Source organism: Bacillus sp. GW823-FHT06B01, from assembly GCF_058952315.1.
In genome coordinates this window covers 1,103,840-1,128,248 of record NZ_JBXAHR010000002.1, presented here as the reverse complement: position 1 = coordinate 1,128,248, position 24,409 = coordinate 1,103,840, and the positions used below count along the sequence as shown (strand labels likewise).

At 34.5% G+C, this 24,409-nt stretch carries 27 protein-coding genes and 1 pseudogene; 8 read left to right on the top strand and 20 right to left on the bottom strand.

Annotated features, from left to right (window positions below; genetic code table 11):
- Positions 1-158: 158 nt before the first annotated feature.
- Positions 159-1,553 carry a GABA permease gene (gabP, locus tag AC1Q8N_RS12930; RefSeq protein WP_098079184.1) on the bottom strand — a complete coding sequence of 465 codons (1,395 nt, stop codon included), beginning with the start codon at positions 1,551-1,553 and terminating at the stop codon, positions 159-161.
- A 270-nt stretch (positions 1,554-1,823) separates the two neighbouring features.
- Between gabP and AC1Q8N_RS12925 the strand changes: the two genes are divergently transcribed.
- Positions 1,824-2,906, top strand: a complete 1,083-nt coding sequence (locus AC1Q8N_RS12925; protein WP_098079181.1) for a chitinase — start codon at positions 1,824-1,826, stop codon at positions 2,904-2,906.
- 50 nt (positions 2,907-2,956) lie between these two features.
- Here the strand turns inward: AC1Q8N_RS12925 and AC1Q8N_RS12920 are convergent.
- Both AC1Q8N_RS12920 and AC1Q8N_RS12915 read right to left on the bottom strand, forming a co-directional pair.
- Positions 2,957-3,036: pseudogene (locus tag AC1Q8N_RS12920) on the bottom strand (N-acyl-L-amino acid amidohydrolase); the annotation flags it as partial.
- 167 nt (positions 3,037-3,203) lie between these two features.
- Positions 3,204-4,097 (bottom strand): metallophosphoesterase, encoded by an 894-nt coding sequence (locus tag AC1Q8N_RS12915; protein WP_098079178.1) that lies wholly within the window; start codon positions 4,095-4,097, stop codon positions 3,204-3,206.
- A gap of 196 nt (positions 4,098-4,293) precedes the next feature.
- On the opposite strand from AC1Q8N_RS12915, the gene AC1Q8N_RS12910 reads away from it, so the two are divergent.
- Entirely contained in the window at positions 4,294-5,109 is an 816-nt protein-coding gene (locus AC1Q8N_RS12910) for a formate/nitrite transporter family protein (RefSeq protein WP_098079175.1), read from the top strand.
- Between the two features lie 141 nt (positions 5,110-5,250).
- Positions 5,251-5,523, top strand: a complete 273-nt coding sequence (locus AC1Q8N_RS12905; RefSeq protein WP_001043904.1) for an HU family DNA-binding protein — start codon at positions 5,251-5,253, stop codon at positions 5,521-5,523.
- Positions 5,524-5,543: 20 nt separating this feature from the next.
- On the opposite strand, the gene AC1Q8N_RS12900 is transcribed toward AC1Q8N_RS12905, so the two are convergent.
- From AC1Q8N_RS12900 to AC1Q8N_RS12855, 10 genes are all read right to left on the bottom strand, one after another.
- Positions 5,544-6,023, bottom strand: coding sequence for a GNAT family N-acetyltransferase (locus AC1Q8N_RS12900; RefSeq protein ID WP_098079172.1), 480 nt, complete (start codon positions 6,021-6,023; stop codon positions 5,544-5,546).
- Between the two features lie 161 nt (positions 6,024-6,184).
- The gene (locus AC1Q8N_RS12895; RefSeq protein WP_493521197.1) at positions 6,185-8,605 is read right to left on the bottom strand and encodes a heavy metal translocating P-type ATPase; all 2,421 of its coding nucleotides are present in this window, start codon (positions 8,603-8,605) and stop codon (positions 6,185-6,187) included.
- A gap of 95 nt (positions 8,606-8,700) precedes the next feature.
- A complete protein-coding gene (copZ, locus tag AC1Q8N_RS12890) occupies positions 8,701-8,907 on the bottom strand; it encodes a copper chaperone CopZ (protein ID WP_002014669.1) in 207 nt (68 codons plus the stop codon).
- Positions 8,908-9,107: 200 nt separating this feature from the next.
- The gene (locus AC1Q8N_RS12885) at positions 9,108-9,410 is read right to left on the bottom strand and encodes a metal-sensing transcriptional repressor (protein ID WP_000509876.1); all 303 of its coding nucleotides are present in this window, start codon (positions 9,408-9,410) and stop codon (positions 9,108-9,110) included.
- Between the two features lie 292 nt (positions 9,411-9,702).
- A complete protein-coding gene (locus AC1Q8N_RS12880) occupies positions 9,703-9,930 on the bottom strand; it encodes a hypothetical protein (protein WP_000849106.1) in 228 nt (75 codons plus the stop codon).
- Between the two features lie 259 nt (positions 9,931-10,189).
- Positions 10,190-11,137 carry a cation diffusion facilitator family transporter gene (locus AC1Q8N_RS12875; RefSeq protein ID WP_098630896.1) on the bottom strand — a complete coding sequence of 316 codons (948 nt, stop codon included), beginning with the start codon at positions 11,135-11,137 and terminating at the stop codon, positions 10,190-10,192.
- A gap of 43 nt (positions 11,138-11,180) precedes the next feature.
- Positions 11,181-11,426 carry a ferredoxin gene (locus AC1Q8N_RS12870; protein WP_098079164.1) on the bottom strand — a complete coding sequence of 82 codons (246 nt, stop codon included), beginning with the start codon at positions 11,424-11,426 and terminating at the stop codon, positions 11,181-11,183.
- Positions 11,427-11,486: 60 nt separating this feature from the next.
- A complete protein-coding gene (gene gpmA / locus AC1Q8N_RS12865) occupies positions 11,487-12,209 on the bottom strand; it encodes a 2,3-diphosphoglycerate-dependent phosphoglycerate mutase (protein WP_098079161.1) in 723 nt (240 codons plus the stop codon).
- A gap of 66 nt (positions 12,210-12,275) precedes the next feature.
- On the bottom strand, positions 12,276-12,650 hold the full coding sequence (locus tag AC1Q8N_RS12860) for an ArsR/SmtB family transcription factor (RefSeq protein ID WP_098079158.1): 375 nt from the start codon (positions 12,648-12,650) through the stop codon (positions 12,276-12,278).
- A gap of 108 nt (positions 12,651-12,758) precedes the next feature.
- Positions 12,759-13,499 carry a hypothetical protein gene (locus tag AC1Q8N_RS12855; protein ID WP_255258495.1) on the bottom strand — a complete coding sequence of 247 codons (741 nt, stop codon included), beginning with the start codon at positions 13,497-13,499 and terminating at the stop codon, positions 12,759-12,761.
- 92 nt (positions 13,500-13,591) lie between these two features.
- On the opposite strand from AC1Q8N_RS12855, the gene AC1Q8N_RS12850 reads away from it, so the two are divergent.
- On the top strand, positions 13,592-14,281 hold the full coding sequence (locus AC1Q8N_RS12850) for a class I SAM-dependent methyltransferase (protein WP_098079156.1): 690 nt from the start codon (positions 13,592-13,594) through the stop codon (positions 14,279-14,281).
- A 37-nt stretch (positions 14,282-14,318) separates the two neighbouring features.
- Here the strand turns inward: AC1Q8N_RS12850 and AC1Q8N_RS12845 are convergent, their stop codons facing one another.
- The 6 genes from AC1Q8N_RS12845 to AC1Q8N_RS12820 form a co-directional block, all read right to left on the bottom strand.
- Positions 14,319-15,137 carry an alpha/beta hydrolase gene (locus AC1Q8N_RS12845; protein WP_431097611.1) on the bottom strand — a complete coding sequence of 273 codons (819 nt, stop codon included), beginning with the start codon at positions 15,135-15,137 and terminating at the stop codon, positions 14,319-14,321.
- A 16-nt stretch (positions 15,138-15,153) separates the two neighbouring features.
- A complete protein-coding gene (locus AC1Q8N_RS12840; protein ID WP_048545874.1) occupies positions 15,154-15,975 on the bottom strand; it encodes an ABC transporter ATP-binding protein in 822 nt (273 codons plus the stop codon).
- 14 nt (positions 15,976-15,989) lie between these two features.
- Positions 15,990-17,012: a FecCD family ABC transporter permease gene (locus AC1Q8N_RS12835; RefSeq protein WP_048545876.1), complete on the bottom strand. Its 1,023-nt coding sequence runs from the start codon at positions 17,010-17,012 to the stop codon at positions 15,990-15,992.
- A complete protein-coding gene (locus AC1Q8N_RS12830; RefSeq protein ID WP_001173055.1) occupies positions 17,005-18,012 on the bottom strand; it encodes a FecCD family ABC transporter permease in 1,008 nt (335 codons plus the stop codon). The genes AC1Q8N_RS12835 and AC1Q8N_RS12830 overlap by 8 nt, the downstream gene beginning before the upstream one ends.
- Before the next feature lie 27 nt (positions 18,013-18,039).
- Positions 18,040-19,005 (bottom strand): iron-hydroxamate ABC transporter substrate-binding protein, encoded by a 966-nt coding sequence (locus AC1Q8N_RS12825; protein WP_493521196.1) that lies wholly within the window; start codon positions 19,003-19,005, stop codon positions 18,040-18,042.
- Positions 19,006-19,303: 298 nt separating this feature from the next.
- Positions 19,304-20,062, bottom strand: a complete 759-nt coding sequence (locus AC1Q8N_RS12820) for an exodeoxyribonuclease III (protein ID WP_048545879.1) — start codon at positions 20,060-20,062, stop codon at positions 19,304-19,306.
- Positions 20,063-20,216: 154 nt separating this feature from the next.
- Between AC1Q8N_RS12820 and AC1Q8N_RS12815 the strand changes: the two genes are divergently transcribed.
- Genes AC1Q8N_RS12815 through AC1Q8N_RS12805 form a run of 3 tightly spaced genes read left to right on the top strand, consistent with a single transcriptional unit; the run spans position 20,217 to position 22,232 of the window.
- Positions 20,217-20,813, top strand: a complete 597-nt coding sequence (locus tag AC1Q8N_RS12815) for a bifunctional transcriptional activator/DNA repair enzyme AdaA (protein ID WP_098079150.1) — start codon at positions 20,217-20,219, stop codon at positions 20,811-20,813.
- Entirely contained in the window at positions 20,794-21,324 is a 531-nt protein-coding gene (locus AC1Q8N_RS12810) for a methylated-DNA--[protein]-cysteine S-methyltransferase (protein WP_098079147.1), read from the top strand. The genes AC1Q8N_RS12815 and AC1Q8N_RS12810 overlap by 20 nt, the downstream gene beginning before the upstream one ends.
- On the top strand, positions 21,321-22,232 hold the full coding sequence (locus tag AC1Q8N_RS12805) for a DNA-3-methyladenine glycosylase family protein (RefSeq protein ID WP_098079143.1): 912 nt from the start codon (positions 21,321-21,323) through the stop codon (positions 22,230-22,232). The genes AC1Q8N_RS12810 and AC1Q8N_RS12805 overlap by 4 nt, the downstream gene beginning before the upstream one ends.
- A gap of 37 nt (positions 22,233-22,269) precedes the next feature.
- Here the strand turns inward: AC1Q8N_RS12805 and pepT are convergent, their stop codons facing one another.
- Entirely contained in the window at positions 22,270-23,502 is a 1,233-nt protein-coding gene (gene pepT / locus AC1Q8N_RS12800) for a peptidase T (RefSeq protein WP_098048817.1), read from the bottom strand.
- Between the two features lie 193 nt (positions 23,503-23,695).
- Here pepT and AC1Q8N_RS12795 point away from each other — a divergent pair, with 193 nt between their 5' ends.
- Complete coding sequence (locus tag AC1Q8N_RS12795) at positions 23,696-24,334, top strand: YczE/YyaS/YitT family protein (RefSeq protein WP_098079140.1); 639 nt, start codon at positions 23,696-23,698, stop codon at positions 24,332-24,334.
- Positions 24,335-24,409: the final 75 nt, after the last annotated feature.

The following is a 24,409-nucleotide window of genomic DNA, read 5'->3' as shown; positions in this document are numbered from 1 at the left end:
CATCCCCCCCTTCCTTTTTTACCATTTTGCTCGCCTTCATATAAAAAGTCAAGAAAAAAGTTTATATCCACTATGACAATAGTAATTACTTGTTTCTATGATTATATATGATTCTTTTATAGCAATGATTGGGTGTAACTCTCTTCTAAAACAAGAAATTAGAATCGAACAGATTCCTCATTTTTGCTTTTAGGATTCAACAATGTACTATTTTTATTTCTATTAAAAATAAAATAAGAAATTATTATAAGAACAGTAACAAGCATTGTTAAAAGCGCTTGTGAACGTAAAGATTCAATTGCAAGCATGGCAACTAAAACTGCTATAATCGCAGTAATTGTAACATATGTTACATATGGAAAAAGCCACATTTTCACTTTCAAATTTTGTTGTTCCGCTTTCCCCATTTTTTTACGTATCTTGAAATGTGAAACTGCTATAACGAGATAAACGAGTAACGCAATCCCGCCAGATGCATTCACTAAAAATAAAAATACTTTATCTGGAGATATGTAACTAAAAACAACTCCAATGTAAGCAAAGAAAGTTCCAAATAAAACCGCCCGAACTGGAACACCACTACTATTCAATTTCAAAAATGCCTTTGGCGCGTCTCCTCTTTCTGCCATTGAAAAAAGCATTCTTGAGTTCGTATATAAACCCGAATTTAAACAAGAAAGTACAGCTGTTAAAACGATAAAGTTCATAATTTGTGCTGCCGCTGGTATCCCTATATGTTCCAGCACCGCCACAAACGGGCTTTTTAGTATGTTCGCTGAATTCCACGGAAGGAGTGTAACAACTACAGCGATCGATCCAATGAAAAATACGAGAATACGCCAAATTACACTATTTGTTGCTGTTTTTACTGCTTTTACAGGTTCGGCAGACTCTCCAGCGGCTACTGCGACAATCTCTGATCCCATAAATGAAAATATAACGACGGTAATTCCAAGTAGCACCGAACTTATACCATTTGGCATAAATCCTCCTTGCTCTACTAAATTCGAAGTGCCAGGTGCTTCCGTTCCTGGTACAAATCCTAAAATAACAGCGAGTCCAAGACAAAGGAACAAAACAATACTTATTACTTTAATAAATGAAAACCAATATTCAAACTCTCCAAATGATTTCACCGAAAAAACATTCGTCAATGTTAATAAAATCGTTAATAGTAAGCTTAATAACCAGAGCGGGATTTCTGGAATCCAATATTGAATAATACCAGCACCTGCTGTAGCTTCTATCGCAATAACTATTACCCAGAAAAACCAATATAGCCACCCAATTGTATAACCCGCCCATGGACCAATTGCTTCTCTTGCATATGTTGCAAATGAACCACTTGTCGGGTTAATAGCTGCCATTTCCCCTAGCATTCTCATAACGAAAATAACTAGAAGTCCTGCTAATGCATATGAAACGATAGAACCTGGCCCTGCTGAATGCACAACCGCACCGCTTCCAACAAACAAACCAGCTCCTATTACGCCACCAATGGAAATCATTGTAATGTGGCGTATTTTGAGGTCTTTCTTGAGATTTTTATCCAACTCTTGTACATCCCCTTCCAAACTTAATTTTGAAATTTATGTAAGAGTATTATGCGAAAAATCTTGTCCTATACTTTAAAATATATCAAAATATTCTGAATTTAACAATCGTAATTCGACCTCCTCCAAAAATTATTACATTAGGTTTAATAATTTCCCATACACAATTGTTGAGAAAATTATAGTCACCTTACAAAAGTTAGAATTTTCAGATATAATGAAATAAACAAGATTATACATCTAGACAACTTTTTGTATAGGAGTGTTGATATGTTAAACAAGTTCAAATTTATTTGTTGTACTTTAGTAATTTTCTTACTGCTACCGCTAGCTCCCTTCCAAGCACAAGCTGCAAACAATTTAGGATCAAAATTACTCGTTGGATACTGGCATAACTTCGATAACGGTACTGGCATTATTAAATTAAGGGACGTTTCACCAAAATGGGATGTAATCAATGTATCTTTCGGTGAAACTGGTGGTGATCGTTCCACTGTTGAATTTTCTCCTGTGTATGGTACAGATGCAGAGTTTAAATCAGATATTTCTTATTTAAAAAGTAAAGGTAAGAAAATAGTTCTTTCAATAGGTGGACAAAATGGGGTCGTTTTACTTCCTGACAATGCGGCTAAGCAACGTTTTATTAATTCCCTACAATCTCTGATCGATAAATACGGTTTTGATGGAATAGATATTGACCTTGAATCAGGTATTTACTTAAACGGAAATGACACTAATTTTAAAAACCCAACTACTCCTCAAATCGTAAATCTTATCTCAGCTATTCGAACACTCTCAGATCATTACGGTCCAGATTTTCTATTAAGCATGGCTCCTGAAACAGCTTATGTTCAAGGTGGTTATAGCGCATACGGAAGCATCTGGGGTGCTTATTTACCGATTATTTACGGAGTAAAAGACAAACTAACATACATTCACGTTCAACACTACAACGCTGGTAGCGGGATTGGAATGGACGGTAATAACTACAATCAAGGCACTGCAGACTACGAAGTCGCTATGGCAGATATGCTCTTACATGGTTTTCCTGTAGGTGGTAATGCAACTAACATTTTCCCAGCTCTTCGTTCAGATCAAGTCATGATTGGACTTCCTGCAGCACCAGCGGCCGCTCCAAGTGGCGGATATATTTCTCCAACTGAAATGAAAAAAGCTTTAGATTATATCATTAAAGGAATTCCTTTCGGAGGAAAGTATAAACTTTCAAATCAGAGTGGCTACCCTGCATTCCGCGGCCTAATGTCTTGGTCTATTAATTGGGATGCGAAAAACAACTTTGAATTTTCTAATAACTATAGAACATATTTTGATGCTATTCCCTTGCAAAAATAATAAAAAACAACAATAGGTTACATAGCCTATTGTTGTTTTTTTTATGTAAATTACTTTTTCACTTCTACATGATGAAAAGATTCTTTTCCATCTCTACATAACTATTTACAATACTTAAAAGTAATTTGCCACGAAACCATTTCGTTATATAAACTTTCCAATTCTTTATGCCATGTTTCTACCATAGAAATTCCCCTTTCCTTTTTAACACTTTAAATAAAAATCACATAACATTCTGTATTTACCCAATAAAAAAAGAGAACTTTCTCTGAAAGTCCTGTTACTACTCAAAATAGTCTAGTTGCTATTTTGTTTTAGCACAAATACTGAAAGTTCAGGTACACTCCAAAATCTAACAGGCATTCGGGTTGTCCCAATACCACGATTTACGTATAAATGTAACGGCTTATTCTTCCCTTCTAATTCATACATACCTTCAACATGACTCTCAGCTAATTTTGTAGTAATTAATGGACCTATAAAAGGAATTTGAACTTGTCCTCCGTGACTATGTCCTGACATTTGAAAATCAACTGGGTAACGAGCTACTTTGTCTACAACATCCGGCTCATGTACTAAGAGCATATTAAAATCTTGTTGCCTTATTTGTTTTAAAGTCGCGTCTATTTGCGGCTTCCCTAATAAAAAATCATCCAAACCTGATATTGTAATATATTTGCCATTTTCCGCATTAATTTTATGCACTTCATTTACTAACACAGAGAAACCAGCTTCCTCCATATACTTTTTATAAAATAAACTACCTCCCCCGCCCCTATCATGATTCCCAAACACTGCATATTTCCCTAAGGGCGCATGTATTTTCTGTAAAATACTTTTCGCTTCTTCTCTTTCTGCCTTATACGATCCAAACTTATCTATTAAATCCCCTGTAAAAACTACTATATCTGGATGTAACGTATTCATCTTCTCTACCAAATTTTCTAGTTGTTTCAATGTAAATTCTGGCCCTAAATGCACATCTGAGAATTGTAATATCTTTTTGTTATTAAACTCTTTAGGAATTGTAGAAGCTTCTATTTCATTCCACGTAACTGTTACTAGTTTTCGTTCTATTTCTGTCGCATAGAAATACAAACTTATTGAAATCATTACTATACTTATGAAACTGATTATACATATCTTGACGATTGATTTTTTTGGTTCTTTTTTTACATGATTCGTATTCATGTTCTCACCTCTAGAAGTACTTTAAAGCCTTATTGTTACATTAATGTGACAACATGAACAATGTTAGCTATATCCAATTCTATCCTCATTCACTTTGACAAATTTATACAGAAGTCATAACATATTTTTATAATACATAGATTCTTAAAAATGTTCCTTCTATTCATTCTATCATTTTATTAAGGAGAGATTATTCATGTCTGTATTTACACCAGAAGAAATTACGGAACTTGCTGCGAATTCCGGAAGAAAAAAAGCTCATTTATCATTACTCCCTATGCTAATTCTCGGTTTTTTTGGTGGTGCTTTCATAGCATTAGGGTATTTACTCGATATTCATGTTATTGGAACAATGCCAAAGTCTTGGGGATCATTTACTAGCTTTCTAGGTGCCGCTGTATTCCCTATCGGTCTTATACTCGTTATTCTTGCAGGCGGTGAGTTAGTAACTGGCAATATGATGACCGTTTCGATGGCGTGGCTTCACAAAAAAATCGAATTATTTCACTTCATTCGAAATTTAGTTATTGTTACGTTTAGCAACTTCATAGGTGCTGCATTCGTTGCTTATTTTTTCGGTCATATCGTCGGATTAACAGAGGGAGCTTTTTTAGCGAAAACAGTTTCTATTGCGCAAGCTAAACTACAAGATACACCACTACAAGCCTTCATTTCTGCAATCGGATGTAATTGGCTCGTTTGTTTAGCTGTTTGGCTCAGTATGGGAAGTAAAGAATTTATCGGGAAGATTATCGGTATTTGGTTCCCAGTTATGACTTTTGTTGCGATTGGATTTCAACACGTTGTAGCCAATATGTTTGTCATCCCAGCTGCAATTTTTGCCGGTCATTTAACTTGGATTGAATATTTTCCAAACTTCATTTTTGTTTTCTTCGGAAACTTAGTAGGAGGTATGTTATTTGTAGCATTACCTTATTTCATATCCTATAATAAGAAACTCCCTTCCAATAAAGAGCAAACTGCATCAAAGAAAAAATCTTTATCCGCTTAAATTGAAAGTCTATACAGTGGCTCTAAAAAATATTACAAATTTCATTTTTTTTACGAATATATGTGCGTACACTTGTTCTCGAATGTTTTATACGTTATAATAACAACTTAAATAGCATTATTTACATATGAGGTGAAAAACATGAACAAAACAGAATTAATTAAAAACGTAGCACAAAATGCTGAGATTTCTCAAAAAGAAGCTACTGTAGTTGTACAAACTGTAGTAGAATCAATCACTAACACTTTAGCTGCTGGTGAAAAAGTACAACTTATCGGATTCGGTACATTCGAAGTACGCGAAAGAGCTGCTCGTACAGGCCGTAACCCACAAACTGGTGAAGAAATGCAAATCGCAGCTTCTAAAGTACCTGCTTTCAAAGCTGGTAAAGAACTTAAAGAAGCTGTAAAATAATGAAAAAATAGCCTTCTCGTTTACGAGAGGGCTATTTTTTTCATTACATAATTAATAAAAATCTGACCATTATGCTGTTTCTTTTGTTCCTTTATGCAAATAAAGCCTTTACTTTCAAAGAAAGGTTTTGCTGTAATACTTGCTTCTGTATAAATCTCCCTATGCCCCAAGTTCACTGCTTCTTTTTCTAGCTTCTTTAGTATGTATGAGGCTATCCTTTTCCCTTGATAATCTTTATGCGTAAATAAGCGATCTACGTAATGATCATCATTATAATCCCCAAATCCCACTATCATACCGTTATGATCCGCTACATAACTAATATTCTTCTCTAAAGACTGTAACCAACTTTCCCTATCTAGTTGATCTGGTGCCCATACCTGTAGCTGTAACACGTTATAATCTTTTGCGTTAATTGTATGAACTGTTTCATAGAACAACTGTAATACTTGTTCTAAATCCCTATTGTGTAATATTCTAATGATCGTATCTTTTAACATATATGAACCTCCTTACTACACTATCATTTAACTTGTCTACCATCTAGTATTCAATATTTCTGCTTTATTATATCTTTTTTCTTTCTATATAAACAAAAAACAATACTTATTTCAAAGTATTGTTTTTTGTTTATAAGCATATGCAATTACTCTCTAGATTTTTATTTTTTTAATTTCACTCTTTGTAATCGTAATGCATTTAATACAACGGATACAGAACTAAATGCCATAGCCGCTCCTGCAACCCAAGGTGCTAAGAAACCGAACGCCGCAATCGGGATTCCTAATCCGTTATAAGCTAGTGCCCAGAATAAATTTTGCTTAATATTTCTTATCGTCATCTTACTCATAAAGATTGCATCAGCAATACTATTTAAATCCCCACGGATTAACGTAATATCTGCCGCTTCCATCGCTACATCCGTTCCTGTTCCAATTGCCATACCGATATCCGCCGTAGCAAGAGCAGGAGCATCATTTATTCCATCTCCAACCATTGCTACTTTCTTACCTTGTGCTTGGAGTTTTTTCACTTCTTCTGCTTTTCCTTCTGGTAATACTTCTGCAATTACGTGATCAATACCAACTTGCTTAGCGATTGCCTGAGCAGTTTGTGTGTTATCTCCTGTAATCATAACAACGTCTAGACCCATTTTCTTAAGTCTTGCGATAGCTGCTTTTGAAGTATCTTTTACAGTATCTGCAACGGCCACTATACCAGCATATTCTTTATTGATCGCAATAAGCATTGCTGTTTTTCCTTCTCGTTCTAGCTCTTCCATCGATTTAGAAACTTCTTCAATATCAATATCGAATTTCTTCATTAATCGACGTGTACCAATTAATAATTGTTTCCCTTCTACAACTGATTCGATACCGAATCCTGGAATCGCTTCAAACGTTTCTGAACTTGGGATATCAATTTTCTTTTCTTTAATTCCTTCTACAATCGCTTCTGCAAGTGGATGTTCAGAATTTTTTTCTGCCGCACCGACTAAACGTAGTATTTCTTCTTCATGGAATCCATCTGCTACAATTACATCTGTTAAAACAGGCTTCCCGTTTGTCACAGTACCTGTTTTATCTAGAATAACTGTATCTAATCGGTGCGTTGCTTCTAAATGCTCTCCACCTTTAAATAAAATACCATACTCAGCTGATCTTCCTGATCCAGCCATGATAGATGTAGGTGTCGCAAGACCTAATGCACATGGACAAGCGATAACAAGTACGGCTATCATTTTCTCAAGTGCTCCGCCAAAATCACCAGGTGTAACAAATAGTATCCACACTGCAAATGTGATAATAGCAATCACAACTACAACGGGTACGAAAATACCTGAAATTTGATCAGCTACTCTTTGAATAGGAGCTTTTGACCCTTGCGCCTCTTCTACTACTTTAATAATTTGAGCTAATGCAGTATCTCTTCCTACCTTAGTTGCTTTCACTTTTAAAAATCCATTTTTATTCATTGTAGAACCGATTACTACATCCCCAATTGTTTTATCAACTGGAATACTCTCACCTGTTAACATCGATTCATCTATTGCTGACTTTCCTTCTACGATTTCTCCATCTACCGGGATTTTTTCACCAGGTTTTACATAAACGATATCACCAGCTACTACTTCTTCGATTAAAATTTTCATTTCTGTTCCGTCTCGTAGAACAGTAGCTGTTTTCGCCTGTAATCCCATTAATTTTTTAATTGCTTCTGACGAGCGTCCCTTTGCTTTCGCCTCAAATAATTTACCTAAAATAATTAATGTAATAAGTACTGCACTCGTTTCAAAATACAAGTCTGTCATATGTTCCGAAGAACCAATCGACCTAATACTTAAATACACACTGTAAAAATACGCTGCCGACGTTCCAAGTGCCACGAGAACATCCATATTGGCGCTTTTATTACGTAACGCTTTATAAGCTCCAACATAAAACTGCCCACCAATGATAAACTGAACTGGAGTTGCAAGAGCTAGCTGCACCCAAGGGTTCATAAGCATATCAGGTAAATAAATAAACGATGTAAATGAGAAATGACTTACCATTGCCCACAGTAACGGGAATGATAAAATAAATGAAATGATAAATTTCTTCTTTTGTCGCTCAATTTCTTGTAAGCGATGATCAGTTGATCCATCTTGCTCATCTGATTTCACTTCCAATTTATATCCTAATTTCGTAATTGCACTCTTCATTTCATTTACATTAATTTCATCAGGGTTAAAATCTACTGTAGCTGATTCCAAAGCGAAATTTACTGTCGCTCCGTTCACACCTTCTAACTTATTTAAACGCTTTTCTACTCTATTCGCACATGCTGCGCATGTCATCCCTGAAACAGTAAACTCAGCTTTATCACTTACAATTCCATATCCTAACGATTCAACTTTTTCCTTAAACTGTTGCGGATTTGTTTTTTGGGGATCATACATTATTTTTGTTTTTTCAAGTGCAAAATTTACATTTGCATCATGAACACCTTCTACTTTTTTCAGACCTTTTTCAATTCTATTCGCACATGCCGCACATGTCATTCCTGATATTTGAAGATTAGCCTCTTTCTGTTCATTCATGTCTCTCACCTCTATATACCCTCATAAGGTATAATTATTAACAAAATAAATCGTACTTCCTATAAAGTACGATTTATTTCCATATCTAAAAATAATTATTGAACATCGTATCCTTGATCTTCAATTACAGCAACGATATCTTTTAGTGTTACAGCAGACGAGTCGATAGTAACTTCAACAGTTCCTTCTGCTAATTGAACCTTCACTTGTTCAACACCGTTTAGTTCTTTCACACTGCTTTCAATAGAATTTACACAATGTCCACAAGACATACCTTCAACTTTTAATGTTAACTGTTCCATTTAAAACCCTCCTCTTGTTTCTTCATTGTTTGTTAATCACAATTACATCTTACCATACCCCCCTAAGGTAATCAATGGTTTTGTATCATGATTTTTCAATTATTTTCTAAAAGTTTATTTTACATACTTTTTCACATCAATACCCCGAAATCTTATATGAAGGTAAACAAAAAACAAGCCAGTTACATACTAGCTTGTTTTTACGCTTTTGAAAAACGTTCAAATACAGTCATTAATTCTTCAATTGCTTCGTCACCATTTCCATCTTTAATAGCACCTGAAACACAATGACTTGTATGGTTTTTTAATACACCCATTCCTACTTTTTTCATCGCTGCATTAATCGCTGAAATTTGTACTAAAATATCCACACAATAACGATCATTTTCAATCATATTTTGAATACCGCGGACCTGTCCTTCAATTCTCTTTAATCTATTTATAATTTGTTCTTTTTCTTTTTCTGATCTATGTGTTACCGCTTCATGCTCTTTATGACCCATATTATCACCTTCTTAAAGTTTCTCTTCATCCAATAAAACAATTGCTTTTACGAGTATACCAATTATAGCATTAATTATCTATGTATGATACCCCATATGAGTATATTTCCGCTCTAAGCTTATTCTTAACAATTTATTAGCTTTTCAGACTCAATTATTATGATACCCTTGCCTTTTTTTCAAAAAACAATAATAAGCAGGGATTATCCATCCCCGCTTATTATTCATCTACAAATATAAAAGTCTCAATTTTCACACGTGTAAATTGAGACTTTTTTCTTCCTATATATAATTATTGCTGATCACATACTTTTGTATCATTCACTACTGAAGTTCCTTCAACGGTTACCGTATGAAAACAGTCATTTACACGAACTGTCACAACATTATCTTGCCGATCAATAACGTGATATTCATTAAAATTTTTATTCAGAGCACTGCGAATTTGTTCTCCTTCATAAATTGGAATGCCATGTGATAAAACCCAAATAAGCCCAGCGATAGCAAGAATAGTTTTCATACGATCTACCTCCTTGAGAATATAGTGAACTTTTAATCCATGCTTTTTCAGCTCTACTAATCATGAATGGAATGAATCAAGCCTTTTTGGAAATAAGTTCATTTCGTCTATTTTATGTTTATGCTAATTGTGACCGAATTGTGACAACTTTTTGTCTCTTTAGACGAAAAGTTGTAACAAAACTTTCAAAAAGGACAATTCTACTTGAACAAACGAAAGGCTATGGAGAATTTCTCCATAGCCTTTTGTTTGCATTTTATTAGACAATCATTTCATTATGTTTAATGTTAAGTGTTTCAATTTGAATTGTAGCATGTTCAATATGGAACTCCTTTTTTAGCATATCAATAATATTTTGAAGTACTTCTTGATCATCCTGTTTTTTATCAATCATTACATGGACACTTAATGCATCTAATCCCGATGTAATTGTCCAAATATGAAGATCATGTAAATCACGTACACCTTCTACTCCTTTAATCGCTTGCTTCACTTTCTCTAGTTCAATTCCAACCGGTGTACCCTCCATAAGTATATGAACGGAGTGTTTTGTTACTCCCCACGCGCTCTTTAAAATTAATAAAGCTACAACTACTGAGATAATTGGATCTGCAATATACCATGAAAATAATGACATAAGTGCACCAGCTACTAATGCTCCCACTGATCCTAAAGCATCCCCAAGAACATGTAAATACGCGCTACGTAAATTCACATTATTTTTCACGTCACCTTGTCTCATGAGCGCCCATGCACTAATTAAATTTGCTAGTAAACCAATTGATGCGATTAACATCATTGGACCACTTGCAACAGTTGGTGGTTCAAAAAAACGGCCAATTGCTTCCCATACGATAAGCCCTGCTACAACAAATAATGTAATTCCATTAATTAATGCTGCTAAAATTTCAAAACGATAATATCCATATGTTTTTGTAGAAATAACCGTTCTAGCTGCAAGTCCGATTGCAATTAAACTTAATAATAATGAACTTGTATCACTTAACATATGTCCTGAATCAGATAATAAGGCCAAACTATTTGTAACTAGTCCCCCGAAAAATTCAAGGAACATAATAGTTGCTGTAATTACTAAAGCTGTAATTAATCCTTTTCTATTTCCTTTCCTACTTTCCTCAAAATGATGATGTCCATGGGAATGCCCGTGAGCATGCCCATGATGTTGGTGACCGTGATGATGTCCCATATAAATGCCTCCTTTTAATTTTGTTTTGTCTTTCATAATTCCTCTATTTAATTTTTACTTTCTTTATAAATGGCTCTTTTCTTACCTGAATTGAACTTGTTGGACAGCCATCACTAGCCGCCAACATGGCTTGCAAGAAAGTTTTTGGGATCCCCATTATTCCTTGATTATTATCTAATAGGCCAAATGATTTTCCTCTTCCATCTAATTGGTATATATCAGGTGCTATAGAAGTACATAATCCACATGACTCACAATTCTTTTTATTTACGACCGTATAATGTAACACTATAAATCACCTTCGTCATCACTATACAATACATAGGTAGGGTATATTTAATTGTTTGTTTTATACCAGTTTTTCTTCTAAAGTTTCTATTCCCCTATTCAAATAATAATGGCATATCGGTTTTAAATCGTGATTCAATTCATAAACCAATGGTGTTCCTGTTGGAATGTTTACATTTTCAATCTCTTCATCTGAAATTTGATCTAAATGTTTTACTAAAGCACGTATTGTATTTCCATGGGCTGCAATAATTACTTGTTTACCAGCTTTTACATTAGGAGCTATCTCTTCATTCCAATATGAAACCACTCGTTTCTCTGTATCTTCTAGATCTTCTGTAAGAGGAAATTCATACTCTTTTACATCTCTATATTTCGGATGTGATGCTTCATATCTTTCGTCATCTTTTGTAAGTGCCGGTGGGCGTACATTTGTTGAACGTCTCCATAAAGTTACTTGTTCATCGCCATATTTTCTCGCTGTTTCTTCCTTATTTAATCCTTGAAGCGCACCGTAATGTCGCTCATTTAATTTCCATGTTTTATGAACAGGTATCCACATCAAATCCATTTCTTCGAGAGTAATCCATAACGTACGCATCGCTCTTCTCAAAACAGATGTATATGCGATATCAAATGAGAAACCATTCGCTTTTAGCATTACTCCGGCTTCTCTTGCTTCTTCCAAACCTTTACTGGATAAATCAACATCCGTCCAACCAGTAAACCTATTTTCAACATTCCATTCACTTTGTCCGTGTCGTATTAAAACTAGCTTTACCATACTTGCTATCTCCTCTCATTTTAAAGTTGCATTTTCATAAAGAAGTATCTTTATGAAAATGCGCGATTACATATCAAGTTCTTTATTCTCCATTTCACTACTATGACTAAACGCTAATTCAATTAATCCATTTACGTGAGAATCATCTAATGAATAAAAAACAAGTTTCCCTTCTTTACGCTTTTTCGCTAATCCTATCGTTTGTAATAATCTTAAGTGATGTGAAGCTGTTGCAATACTACTATGAATAATACTTGCGACATCACGTACACAAAGCTCTTTTTCCGTATACAACGCATAAGCAATTTTCAAACGTGTTTCATCTGCAAGTGCTTTAAACATTTTCGCTACACTACTTATATTTTCTTTCTCTAGCATGTCACTTGCATGTTTTACTTTTTGCTCATCATGATAACAAAGTTCACAATGTTCTTCCTTCATATGTAACACCTCTTATTCAAATATATATTTGATTATGTATGTAGTATACCTTATAAACGAGAAATATTCAAATATTCATTTGAATGTTTCTCGTTTATATTAAAAATTCTACACAATAACCCTCATAAAACTTATACAAACTGTTGCTTCTTTATTAGTTTCATTTGCTTTTATTTGCGAACAAACTTTAGAAAGGATGTCTTCTTCATTCAATTGTTCATCCTTTCTAAAGTTTGATAACCATATGTATCCTGTTTCATCCCAATAATTTAGTTTAAGAGTTTCATTTAATATAATCATGCCCATTCCTACCACTTCCATTTGTTCTTCTGAACGGATTATAAAGGAGGTTCTTAAAGTATCTCCTGCCAATAAACCCACCTTCGATAAATACTTACATTCATCATTCTGAAACGGTACTTTTGTATGATCTCGAAACAAACTTAAGTGTCCAAAACATTTTCCTTTACTCATACAAGCCACTCTTACTTCATCTATAAAACCAGCTGGTTTTAAAATATTTCGATACCTAGTACTTTTTATCGGGTTATCATTTGTGATAATACACATCGCACCAACATGAGGAGGCTTTCGTGCTAACTCTTTAAATTTGTTGTAATCTTCCTCTAAAAATTCATTCATAAATAACTGCGGATGCAGTTGTTCAATTCTTCGATCTGTATATGCCCCAGTTGATAAAAATGTACGCGGATCTATAGCGGCAAAACAGGAAGCATCAAAAGGAATTACCTTTTTTAATATATTTAAAAACTCTTTTTGAAATTGTCTAATTGATCTCTCACTTTTTATCAACACTGTTATTTCTTTCGTTGCCTGTTCATAAATCATCTTGATTTCCCCCCAGATTTATGGGATTGTTTCCGCTAACCGTTTCATTTCATAATAAAGTGAAACTTTATTGTAAAAGAGGAGGCTAAAAAATGAGCTGGAATGATCGTACTGTACATACATATGAACGAACAATTCCGTTAAAAATCCCTGGATATTTTACCCTTTATGAAATGGTGAACCATTTTTTATTTACGACACTCCCTAAAGAAAATATGAATCCAAATTTACTAGTTATAGGTGCTGGTGGTGGACAAGAAATTCTCTCAATAGGCAAACAAAATAGCAACTTATCTTTTACAGGTGTTGATCCATCTAAAAGCATGCTACAGTTAGCTAAAAAAAGAATTAAAAACGAAGACTTGCAAAATCAAATTCACTTTGTACATGGAACTGTTCATTCATTATTAACCAATCCATTATTTGACGCTGCTACTTGTATGCTTGTTCTTCACTTCATCCCAACTATGAAGGAGAAAAAAGAGTTACTTAATGAAATTAGTAGCCGCTTAAAGCCTGGTGCTCCACTCTTTCTCTCTTCAATAAATGGTATACCCCATACAAGTATGTTTTCTGCACAATTAAATGCTTGGCGCAACCATATGATGCAAAATCAAATTCCATTAAAAGATTGGGACCGATTTGAAAATTCTTTTGAAACAGAAATATTTCCTATTTCCGAAACAAATCTACTAACTATCATGAAGGAATGTGGCTTTACTCACATCACTCGCTTTTTCAGTAGCTTTTTAATTGATGGATACGTTGCCTTTAAACAATAATGAAAAAAGGTAAGCAATTGCTTACCTTTTCCCTCTTCTATAGGTGACTAATAAACCTTAACCCTTTACTTAAAGAAGTCGGCACAACTGACGCATGATTTTCCCCTTCAGCTTCATAAAACGTAAATCTAAACTGATCGTGTTTTACTTGGAGAAGGCGCTCTGACAATTCGTTTGCCCCTACAACCATATGCTCTCGTTCTAATGTCCCAACTGTAAGGAACACTCCCGTTTCAAACTTGGCACTATTTAATTCACTTATAAGATTCTCTTCTTTTTCAAGCACAGATTGGTTATTCCACCAAATAGATGGACTACTAATAAAATAATTTTGAAAGGCATTTACGTTTGTAAATAGTATATGTAAAGCAAATAAACCACCTAGCGAATGCCCAAATAACGTTTGCTTTCCTTTATCAATCTCAAAATCATTTTCGATTTGAGGCTTCAGTTCTTCTTCTATAAAAGTAAAGAAGTTATGTGCTCCTCCTGTTTTAGGCCACGGTTTGCCATCTGGTTTTAAAGGCGCATCTTTTGAAATTACGCTAGGTGTAAAATCATAACATCTTTCTTCACCTGAAAATGCCCCTTCAATTGGATAACCAATACCTACTATAATTGCTGGTGAAACACCTGTTTTTTCTGCTCTAACTGATTGTATTTTAACCGCTTCATGGAATGTTTGAAAAAAAGCATTGCCATCTAATACGTATATAACAGGATAGCCTGACTCTGGCGCTGGTCGCCTCGGCTTTGAAATATGAATTTGATATTCCTTACCTTCTAATTTCGAATACATTTTCCACTGTTCTGTATTAGTTGTTATAATCTGCTGTTTTTCAATCGTAGTATTCATCTTATATCCCTCCCTCTTAACTCGTTACATATATTTCTACTTTCTCTTCTTGAGAGACAACACTATCGTATCCAAAGCAAACAGGAGATCCATTATACGGATCAATCATGACACGCGCATCAATATGAAATACTTCTTTTAACACTTCATTTGTAATGATTTCTTCTGGGATACCAGTTGTAACGATTTCCCCTTCCTTCATCGCAATAATTTCATCTGAAAACCTTGCTGCATGGTTAATATCATGTAGTACCATTACAACTGTACAATTATGTTCTTTATTTAACTTCTCCACAATTTGTAATACATCTAATTGATGAGACATATCAAGATATGTCGTTGGTTCATCTAGTAGTAACACTTCTGTCTCTTGTGCTAAAGCCATCGCTAGCCATACCTTTTGCCTTTGACCACCTGATAAATTGGCAATTTGTCTCGTTCGAAATTCAGAAGTTTTCGTTATATCTAATGCCCAGTCAATCATCTCTTTATCTTTTGAAGTTAACTTATTTACATTATTTCGATGTGGATAGCGTCCATAAGAAATTAATTCTTCCACTTTAAGTTCTCCTGGTGCAATTGGAGTTTGCGGAAGTAAAGCTAACTGCTTCGCAATTTCTTTCGTTGGAATCGTATTTAAATCCTGTCCTTGCAAATATACTTTACCGCTCTTTTGCTTTAAAATTCTTCCCATCGTTTTTAACAGTGTTGATTTACCGCACCCGTTTGGCCCTATAATTGTCGTTACTTTTCCTTCTTGTATTTCCACATTTAAATCGCGAAACACTGTAAGCTTTTCATAACTCGTTTCTAAATTTTTTGCACTTAAAATACTCACTTTTATTCCTCCTCTTACGCTTTCGCCTTATAAAGTAAATATAAGAAATACGGTACACCGACAATAGAAATAACGATCCCAACAGGTAACTCTACAGGGGTGAAAACTGTTTTTGCAATAAAGTCTGAAGCTATTACAAGGAACATTCCGATTACTCCACACGTAGGAATGATATGCTTATGTTGAATACCAACAAGTCTTTTCGCTATATGCGGTGCCATTAAACCAATGAAACCAATACTTCCTGAAACTGCAACACATGCACTGACAAGTCCGATACTACTTAGTAGTAAAATAGATTTCTCTCTTTCTACCGAAACACCTAAACTTGTAATACTCGTTTCTTCCAATTGAAATAAATCTAATAAATAAGCTTTTTTTTGTATAAGCGGAATTAATATGATAAGCCACGGCAACATAGCAACAATATACTTCCAGTTTGCGCTATATATGCTTCCTGACACCCAAACTGCAGCCATTTCGAAATCAGTTGACTTCATTTTGAGTGATAAGTACATAGAAAATGCTCCAAATCCTGATCCAATTGCAATCCCTGTTAATAAAAGACGTTGTGAGTCTAGCTTACCGTTTTTCCATGAAAACAGATAAATGATGATAGCTGCACCTAATCCGCCGACTAAACCAAACATTGGCATCATCATAATAGACATCCAGTCTGTGCTCTTTAATTGCCCTTGAAAGAAAAACATAAAAATAACGATGGCTGTGCCGGCCCCAGCATTCACTCCTAAAATACCTGGGTCTGCCAATCCATTCCTCGTAATCCCTTGAATAACAGCACCTGCAACGCCTAGGCCTAATCCTACTAACCCAGCAATTACGATACGAGGAAGACGAAACTCAAAAATAACTAAATCATGTTCTGGTACTGGATCAATTCTAAAAAGTGTTTTAAATACATCCGTAATCGTAATATCAAACGTACCATTCGTTAAACTAATATAAATTGCACATAGTATTAAAAATATAATAATCCCCATTGTCATTCCAAAGCGCTGACTCGAACTTTTAAGCATGTCTCTCTCCTCCTCTTGTACGGATTAAATAAAGGAAGAAAGGAATTCCAATTAAGGAGGTAACGACTCCAATTGGTGTTTCAAATGGATAGTTTACAAATCTACTTAAAACATCACATAACGCTAAGAAAACTCCACCAATAACGCCTGCACATGGCAAAATCCACTTATAATCTACCCCAATTATAAAGCGAGTAATGTGAGGAATAATTAAACCTACAAAACCAACTTTCCCCACTAAAGCAACTGCCGTTCCTGTTAAGAAAATAACCGATAAAATAGCCATCGCTTTAACTAGTTTTGTACGCTGTCCTAGATTAATAGAAACTTCTTCTCCTAAAGAAAGAATAGTAATAGATTTTGATATTAACAGCGCTAAAACTATTCCAATTATCCCAAACGGTATCGTGATTTTAATGATATTAGGGTCCACTTGGTCTAACTTTGCATTAAACCAAAAACTAACATTTTGAGAAATTTGGAAATATGAAGCCATTGCAGCAGATACACTACTTAAAAATGTTCCAATAACTGTTCCGATAATCGCTAACCTAACTGGTGATAAGCCATTTTGAAGGAGCGAACCAAAACCAAACACGATACCGGCTCCTAGTGCAGAACCAATCATTGAACATAAAACCATACCAATTGATGACATTCCTGGAAGAAAAATCATACAAAGTGTAATAACAAAGGCTGCCCCATCCGTCACACCCATAATAGAAGGGGATGCAAGATAGTTTCTTGTCATCCCCTGCATAAGTGCTCCTGATATGGCTAGAAATGCTCCGACTAAAAGAGCTGCAACTACCCTTGGTAAACGTGAAGTAATAATAATATTATGATTTACATCGCTTGAATCAAAATGAAATAATGCGTTCCACACTGTTTCAGCATCAATACTTTTCGCCCCATACAAAATAGAAAGTATAACTGTAAATAAGATGAGTATGGGTGCTATACATAATATGGTTACTGGTACTGCATTTGTTTTCTGCATATCATTCAACGCACCTTACTTATTGTATTATTTAGATAAATTTTTTACTGCTTCTTTTAAGAATACTGTTTTACTCCAAGCTGTACCACCTTGTGCCATTGGGTCTACAACGTTTACAAATACTTTCTTTTCCTTCGCAGCATTCATACTTTGCCAAATTGGATTGCTTTCAATTTCTTCTAGCACTTTCGGATTTTTATTTTCACTTGCCTCATATTGTAAGAAAATATAATCTGGGTTAAGTTCAGCAAGTTTTTCAAATGAAATTTTCTCTTGTGCTTTTACAGCTTTAAGTTGTTCTGGAGCAGTTAGCCCAAGATCTTTATAAATGACAGGGTTGAAGTATACTCCTTCTGGATATAGGAATAATTCGTTTGCTCTTAGTCTAATGACAAGTACTTTTTTGTCTTTTAACTTATCTCCTAGTTTTGCTTTTGCTTTTTCAGCATCTGCATTGTAATCTTTAATAATTTTTTCTGCTTTATCTTTTTTACCAGTTAATTCTCCCATTAACTTTAAGTTATCTTCCCAATCTGTTGAAACATGTGATACTGGGAATGTCGGAGCTACTTTCGTAAACTTTTCAGCTGTTTCTGCTGGGAATTTTGTACTTGATGTAATAACGTCTGGCTTTAATTGTAGTAATGTTTCAAAATTTGGTTGCATTTTCTCGCCAACAGATTTCGCACCCTCTAAATCTTTTTCAAGATACTTCGGTAATTTACCACCAACAGTAATGGCACCTACCGGCTTAATACCAAGTACCGCTGCATCTTCCATTGACTCTAAACTAGCTGTCGCAATTTTATCTACTTTTGCTGGTACTGTATATTCTTTACCTAAATATGTAACTTTTCTTTTTTCGTCTTTTTTCGTTTCCGTAGCTTTTGTCTGTTGCTTTTGTTCTCCTGAAGTTTTATCCGTACTATTGCATGCTGCTAGTCCTACACTTAAAACTGTAACCATCCCTAAAGTAAATAACTTCTTGTTCATCTTTATATAACTCCTCTCGAATTCTCAAACTATATTCTCAATAAAATTTAACTATATGAAACTTGTCTCACATATATATTTCATTAGATTAATAATTCTATCCAGAACTCATTCTCGTTCACTTCCCCTAAACTATAATTCTTTTACACCTCATCTATTGACAACACTTTTCATTGATAATGATTATCGTTACTAAGTATATATTTAATATGCAATTATTTCAAGAAAGATTTGAAAAATTTTAACAAACTGAATAAAAAAGAAGTATCCGCCTAATCTTAGGAAGATACTTCTTTTTTTAGAAATTTATATGTAATTCCACTGGGCAATGGTCTGATCCCATCACTTCACTATTAATTTTCGCCTCTGTTATTTTGTCTTTCATTCTTTCCGAAACAACAAAATAATCTAAACGCCATCCAATATTTTTTGCTCTCGCTCCCATACGATACGACCACCACGAATATGCACCTTCCTGATCAGGATACAGATAACGATACGTATCAATAAATCCTTCTTCTAAAATACATGTGAATTTCTCTCGTTCCTCATCAGAGAATCCAGGGTTTTTACGATTACTTTTTGGATTTTTTAAATCGATTTCTTTATGAGCAACGTTTAAATCACCGCAAAAAACAACGGGCTTTTTTTCATCTAATTGCTTAATATAAGCCCTGAAATCATCTTCCCATTTCATTCTGTAATCTAATCGTTCTAATCCTCGTTTTGAGTTTGGTGTATATAACGTTATCATGTAAAAATCTTCGAATTCTAAAGTAATAACTCGTCCTTCTTGATCATGCTCTTCAATTCCTAAACCGTATGTTACAGATAGCGGTTCTTTTTTCGAAAAAATAGCCGTTCCTGAATAACCTTTTTTCACAGCATAATTCCAGTATGTATAATATCCCTCTGGATTCAAATCAATTTGCCCATCTTGTAATTTAATCTCTTGTAAACAAAATATATCAGCATTTGATTCCTCAAGATATTCTAAAAATCCACCTTTTGCGATAACTGCTCGCAAACCATTTACATTCCACGAAATTAACTTCACCTATAATCCTCCTCTTGATGTTCACTTTCAAATTTCATGCTATCACAAAATAGAAAAACAATCATATTTTCACCTTTGTAATCTTGCTCTTACATTTGTGAATACATACATACGCACTTTATTCAGGTTATACTAATTTCAGAGGTGATGTTCTTTGCACAATGAAGGGATTACGTTAACAAATGAGCATTGGCAAGCAATTATTCATAATGATTCTTCCTATGATAGTAAATTCTTTTATGCTGTGAAATCAACCGGAATCTTTTGCCGACCGTCATGCAAATCAAGAATACCGAATAGAAACAATGTACGAATTTTTCATCATGCAGAGCAAGCATTAAGCGAAAAATTCCGCCCTTGCAAACGTTGTAAACCAAATGGGCTCACTTTACCTAATGAAGAGTGGGTAGAACAAATTAAAGATTATATCAAAAAGCACTTTGACGAATTATTAACTCTCAACATACTTGCTGAAATATGTCATGGTAGCCCATTTCATTTACAACGTACTTTCAAAAAAGTAACAGGAATAAGTCCAATAGAATATATACAGCAGTTTAGGATTGTTAAAGCGGCAGAACACCTTTTACACACAAATCAATCCATTAAAGAAATTAGTACTGCTGTCGGGATAGAAAACCCAGAGTATTTCGCAACTTTATTTAAAAAGAATACCGGATTTACTCCTACTGAATATCGAAAAAAGAACGAAATGAAAGAAGGATACAATAATGAATTCCTCCAAAAATAAATTTATATATTGGACGCTACTTACACATGAAAATTGGCAGTTTCATATTGCTGCAACTGAAAATGGATTATGTTTCATTGGATCCCAAGACGAAAACTTTGAAGAACTAAATATATGGGCTAGAAAAAAATTGCCACAACATATATTGACCTGTAATCCAGATTATCTGCAATCATATACGAAAGAAGTTATCGAGTATTTAGAAAGTAAACGAGAAATTTTTACATTCCCTATCGATGCTTACGGAACTGATTTTCAATTATCTGTTTGGAATACGGTACGTGAAATTCCTTATGGGGAGACATATTCTTATTCAGAAATTGCCGAAAGAATGCAAAAACCTACTGCTGTGCGTGCCGTTGCTACTGCTATTGCTGCCAACCCTCTTCTCATTACAATTCCTTGCCATCGTGTTATTGGAAAGAATGGTAAACTAACCGGTTTTAGAGGTGGATTAGAAATGAAGAAAGTGTTGCTTACATTAGAAAAGTCTCAGGTAGAATGCATATGACAGCAGAATATACTAGCACATTAACTTTAGCAGTTCCAACAGAATTTAGTTTCCAAGAAAATTTACGCTATCTATCACGTTCTAACAATGAATGTATGTTCCACATTGAAGATAACAAAATTTATAAAGTTATCCCTGTTCACGATGTACATCCTTTAGTTGAAATTAGTATGAACTCGGATGATAATATTCAAATACGTTTTTTAGAAGAATCATATACGTCTGAAGAATCGATATGCGAAGCTGTAGCTCACTATGTAAAAGAGTGGTTTGATTTAACTACTGATTTAGCTCCTTTTTATTCATTAGCTAAACATGATGTACTCCTTCAAGGACCAATTGAACAATATTATGGGCTTCGTACTTTAGGTATTCCAGACTTATTTGAAGCACTTTCCTGGGGAATTATCGGTCAGCAAATTAATCTCACATATGCTTATACACTAAAAAGAAGATTAGTCGAGCAATTTGGAAATTATGTAGAATGGAATGATAGAAAACATTGGATATTCCCTTCTCCTGAAACGATTGCCAATTTACATGTAGAGGATCTCAAAAACTTAAAAATGACGACTAGAAAATGCGAATATGTAATAGGTATTGCAAAGCTTATTACAGAAGGAAAATTATCAAAAGAATCTTTACTGCAAATACAAGATGTGCAACAAGCTGAAAAACAATTAACTGCTATACATGGTATAGGACCGTGGACTGCCAACTATGTTTTAATGCGCTGCTTACGATTTCCTTCCGCTTTTCCCATTGACGATGTTGGCTTGCACAATGCAATTAAATATATAACAGGCTCTGAAAGTAAACCGACTAAACAGGAAATAAAAGATTTTGCGGCAAATTGGACCAACTGGGAGTCTTACGCCACTTTTTATTTGTGGCGAGTATTATACTAAAAAACCAAGTAGCGCATCCGCACTACTTGGTTCTTTTTTAAGCTTGTTCTTCGAATCGTCTTGCGATTTCCACAATAACTTGAACAGCTTTTTCCATCGTATCCACCGAAACATACTCAAATTTACCGTGGTAGTTTTCACCACCAGTGAAAATATTCGGCGTCGGTAATCCCATATACGATAATTGTGATCCATCTGTTCCACCACGAATAGGATGAATGTTTGGTTCGATATTTAAACTTTTCATCGCTTCATATGCAATATCAACAATTTCTCTCACTGGTTCGATTTTTTCAAGCATGTTATAGTATTGATCATTCATTTCTAAAACGACTGCATTTTGTCCATACTTCTCTTGCATTTGCTTCACAATATTTTCAACGTTATGTTTACGCGCCTCAAAATTTTCACGATCAAAATCTCGAATAATATAATACGCTTTACTTTGCTCAACATCACCATTTAAAGAAAGTAAATGATAGAATCCCTCATAACCCTCTGTATTTTCTGGTGCCTCTTCTACTGGTAAGTGCCCATTAAACTCCATAGCAAGTTTAATTGCGTTACGCATTTTATTTTTCGCTGTTCCAGGATGTGTATTCGTTCCGTTAAACGTTAACTTAGCACCTGCAGCATTAAAGCTTTCATACTCTAAACCACCTAATGGACCTCCATCCATCGTATAAGCACATGATGCACCAAACGCTTCTACATCAAAATGTGCCGGCCCACGACCAATTTCTTCATCCGGCGTAAATGCTACTCTTATTTTCCCATGTTTAATTTGCGGATTATGTATTAAATAGTTCATTGCAACCATAATTTCAGTCAGACCAGCTTTATCATCTGCTCCTAGAAGTGTCGTACCATCCGTTGTAATAATCGTATGTCCTTTATATGATGGTAATTCTGGAAACTGTTCTGGCGTTAACACAACATTTAGCTCTTCATTTAACGTAATCGCATTGCCATCAAAATTTTCATGAATTTGTGGTTTTACGTTTTTACCTGTAAAGTCTGTTGCCGTATCTAAATGTGCTAAAAAGCCGATTACTGGCACATCCTTATCCGTATTAGCAGGAAGTGTTGCCATTACATACCCATTATCATCCATTGTTACTTCTGTTAAGCCAATCTCTTTTAACTCTTCCACTAATAACTTACCAAACTCAATTTGTCCAGGTGTTGTTGGTACTGTATGACTTTCTTCATTTGATTGTGTATCAATCTTTACATATCTCGTAAATCTTTCAATAAGTTCTTGTTTCAAACTCATTCACTCCCTTTTATGTTTCTCGTTCTATTATAATCCTTAAAACGAAATATTTTAACTTTTTTGACTGCGAATATATATTTCATTTGTATTTTAGCAATTTTAAATAGCAGCTAAAAAGTCGTAATATTTGTACATCAAAACTCTTACATGTAATATACATAATTATACAATATAGGAGGTTTTAAAGATGAGGCTAACTCTCTTTCGCTATTTTCTTTTTTTCTTAGGATTAATTTTTTTCGGCCTTGGAAATGCCCTTGCAGTCAAAGTTAAATTTCTCGGTTTACACCCTTGGGAAGTTTTAAACATGGCTCTCTACCAAAGGTTTGGGTGGACCATTGGTACGTGGAGTGTCATATGTGGATTATGTCTCGTTCTCATTTCTTTACTAGTAGATCGAAAATATATAAATGTGGGTACATTTTTAAATGCACTACTTATCGGTCCCATTATGGACTTTTTCTTACAATCAAATATCCTTCCAAACGCTAGTAATTATTTATGGATAAACTTACTCATTTTATTTGCTGGTATTGCAATTACAGGTATTGGGGGAGGGATGTATGTTGCGGCTGGGATTGGTGCTGGCCCTCGAGATGGATTCATGCTTACTATTTCCGACAAAACAGGGCTATCTATTAGCCGTGCTAGAATTATAGTAGAATGTGTTGTACTAGTTATTGGATTTATGCTAGGAGGTCCTGTTTTCATCGTAACTTTTCTTTACACCTTTATTCAAAGTCCCATCTTTCAGCAATCATTTAAGATGTTTCAAACCCTCTTACATACTTTACATAACAAAGAGAAAGTTAGTGAACATATTTAAAATACAAATTAATACAAATCATTCACCCTATTTACGATTCTCACCGCAAATAGGGTGTTTCTTTTTTTATCTCAC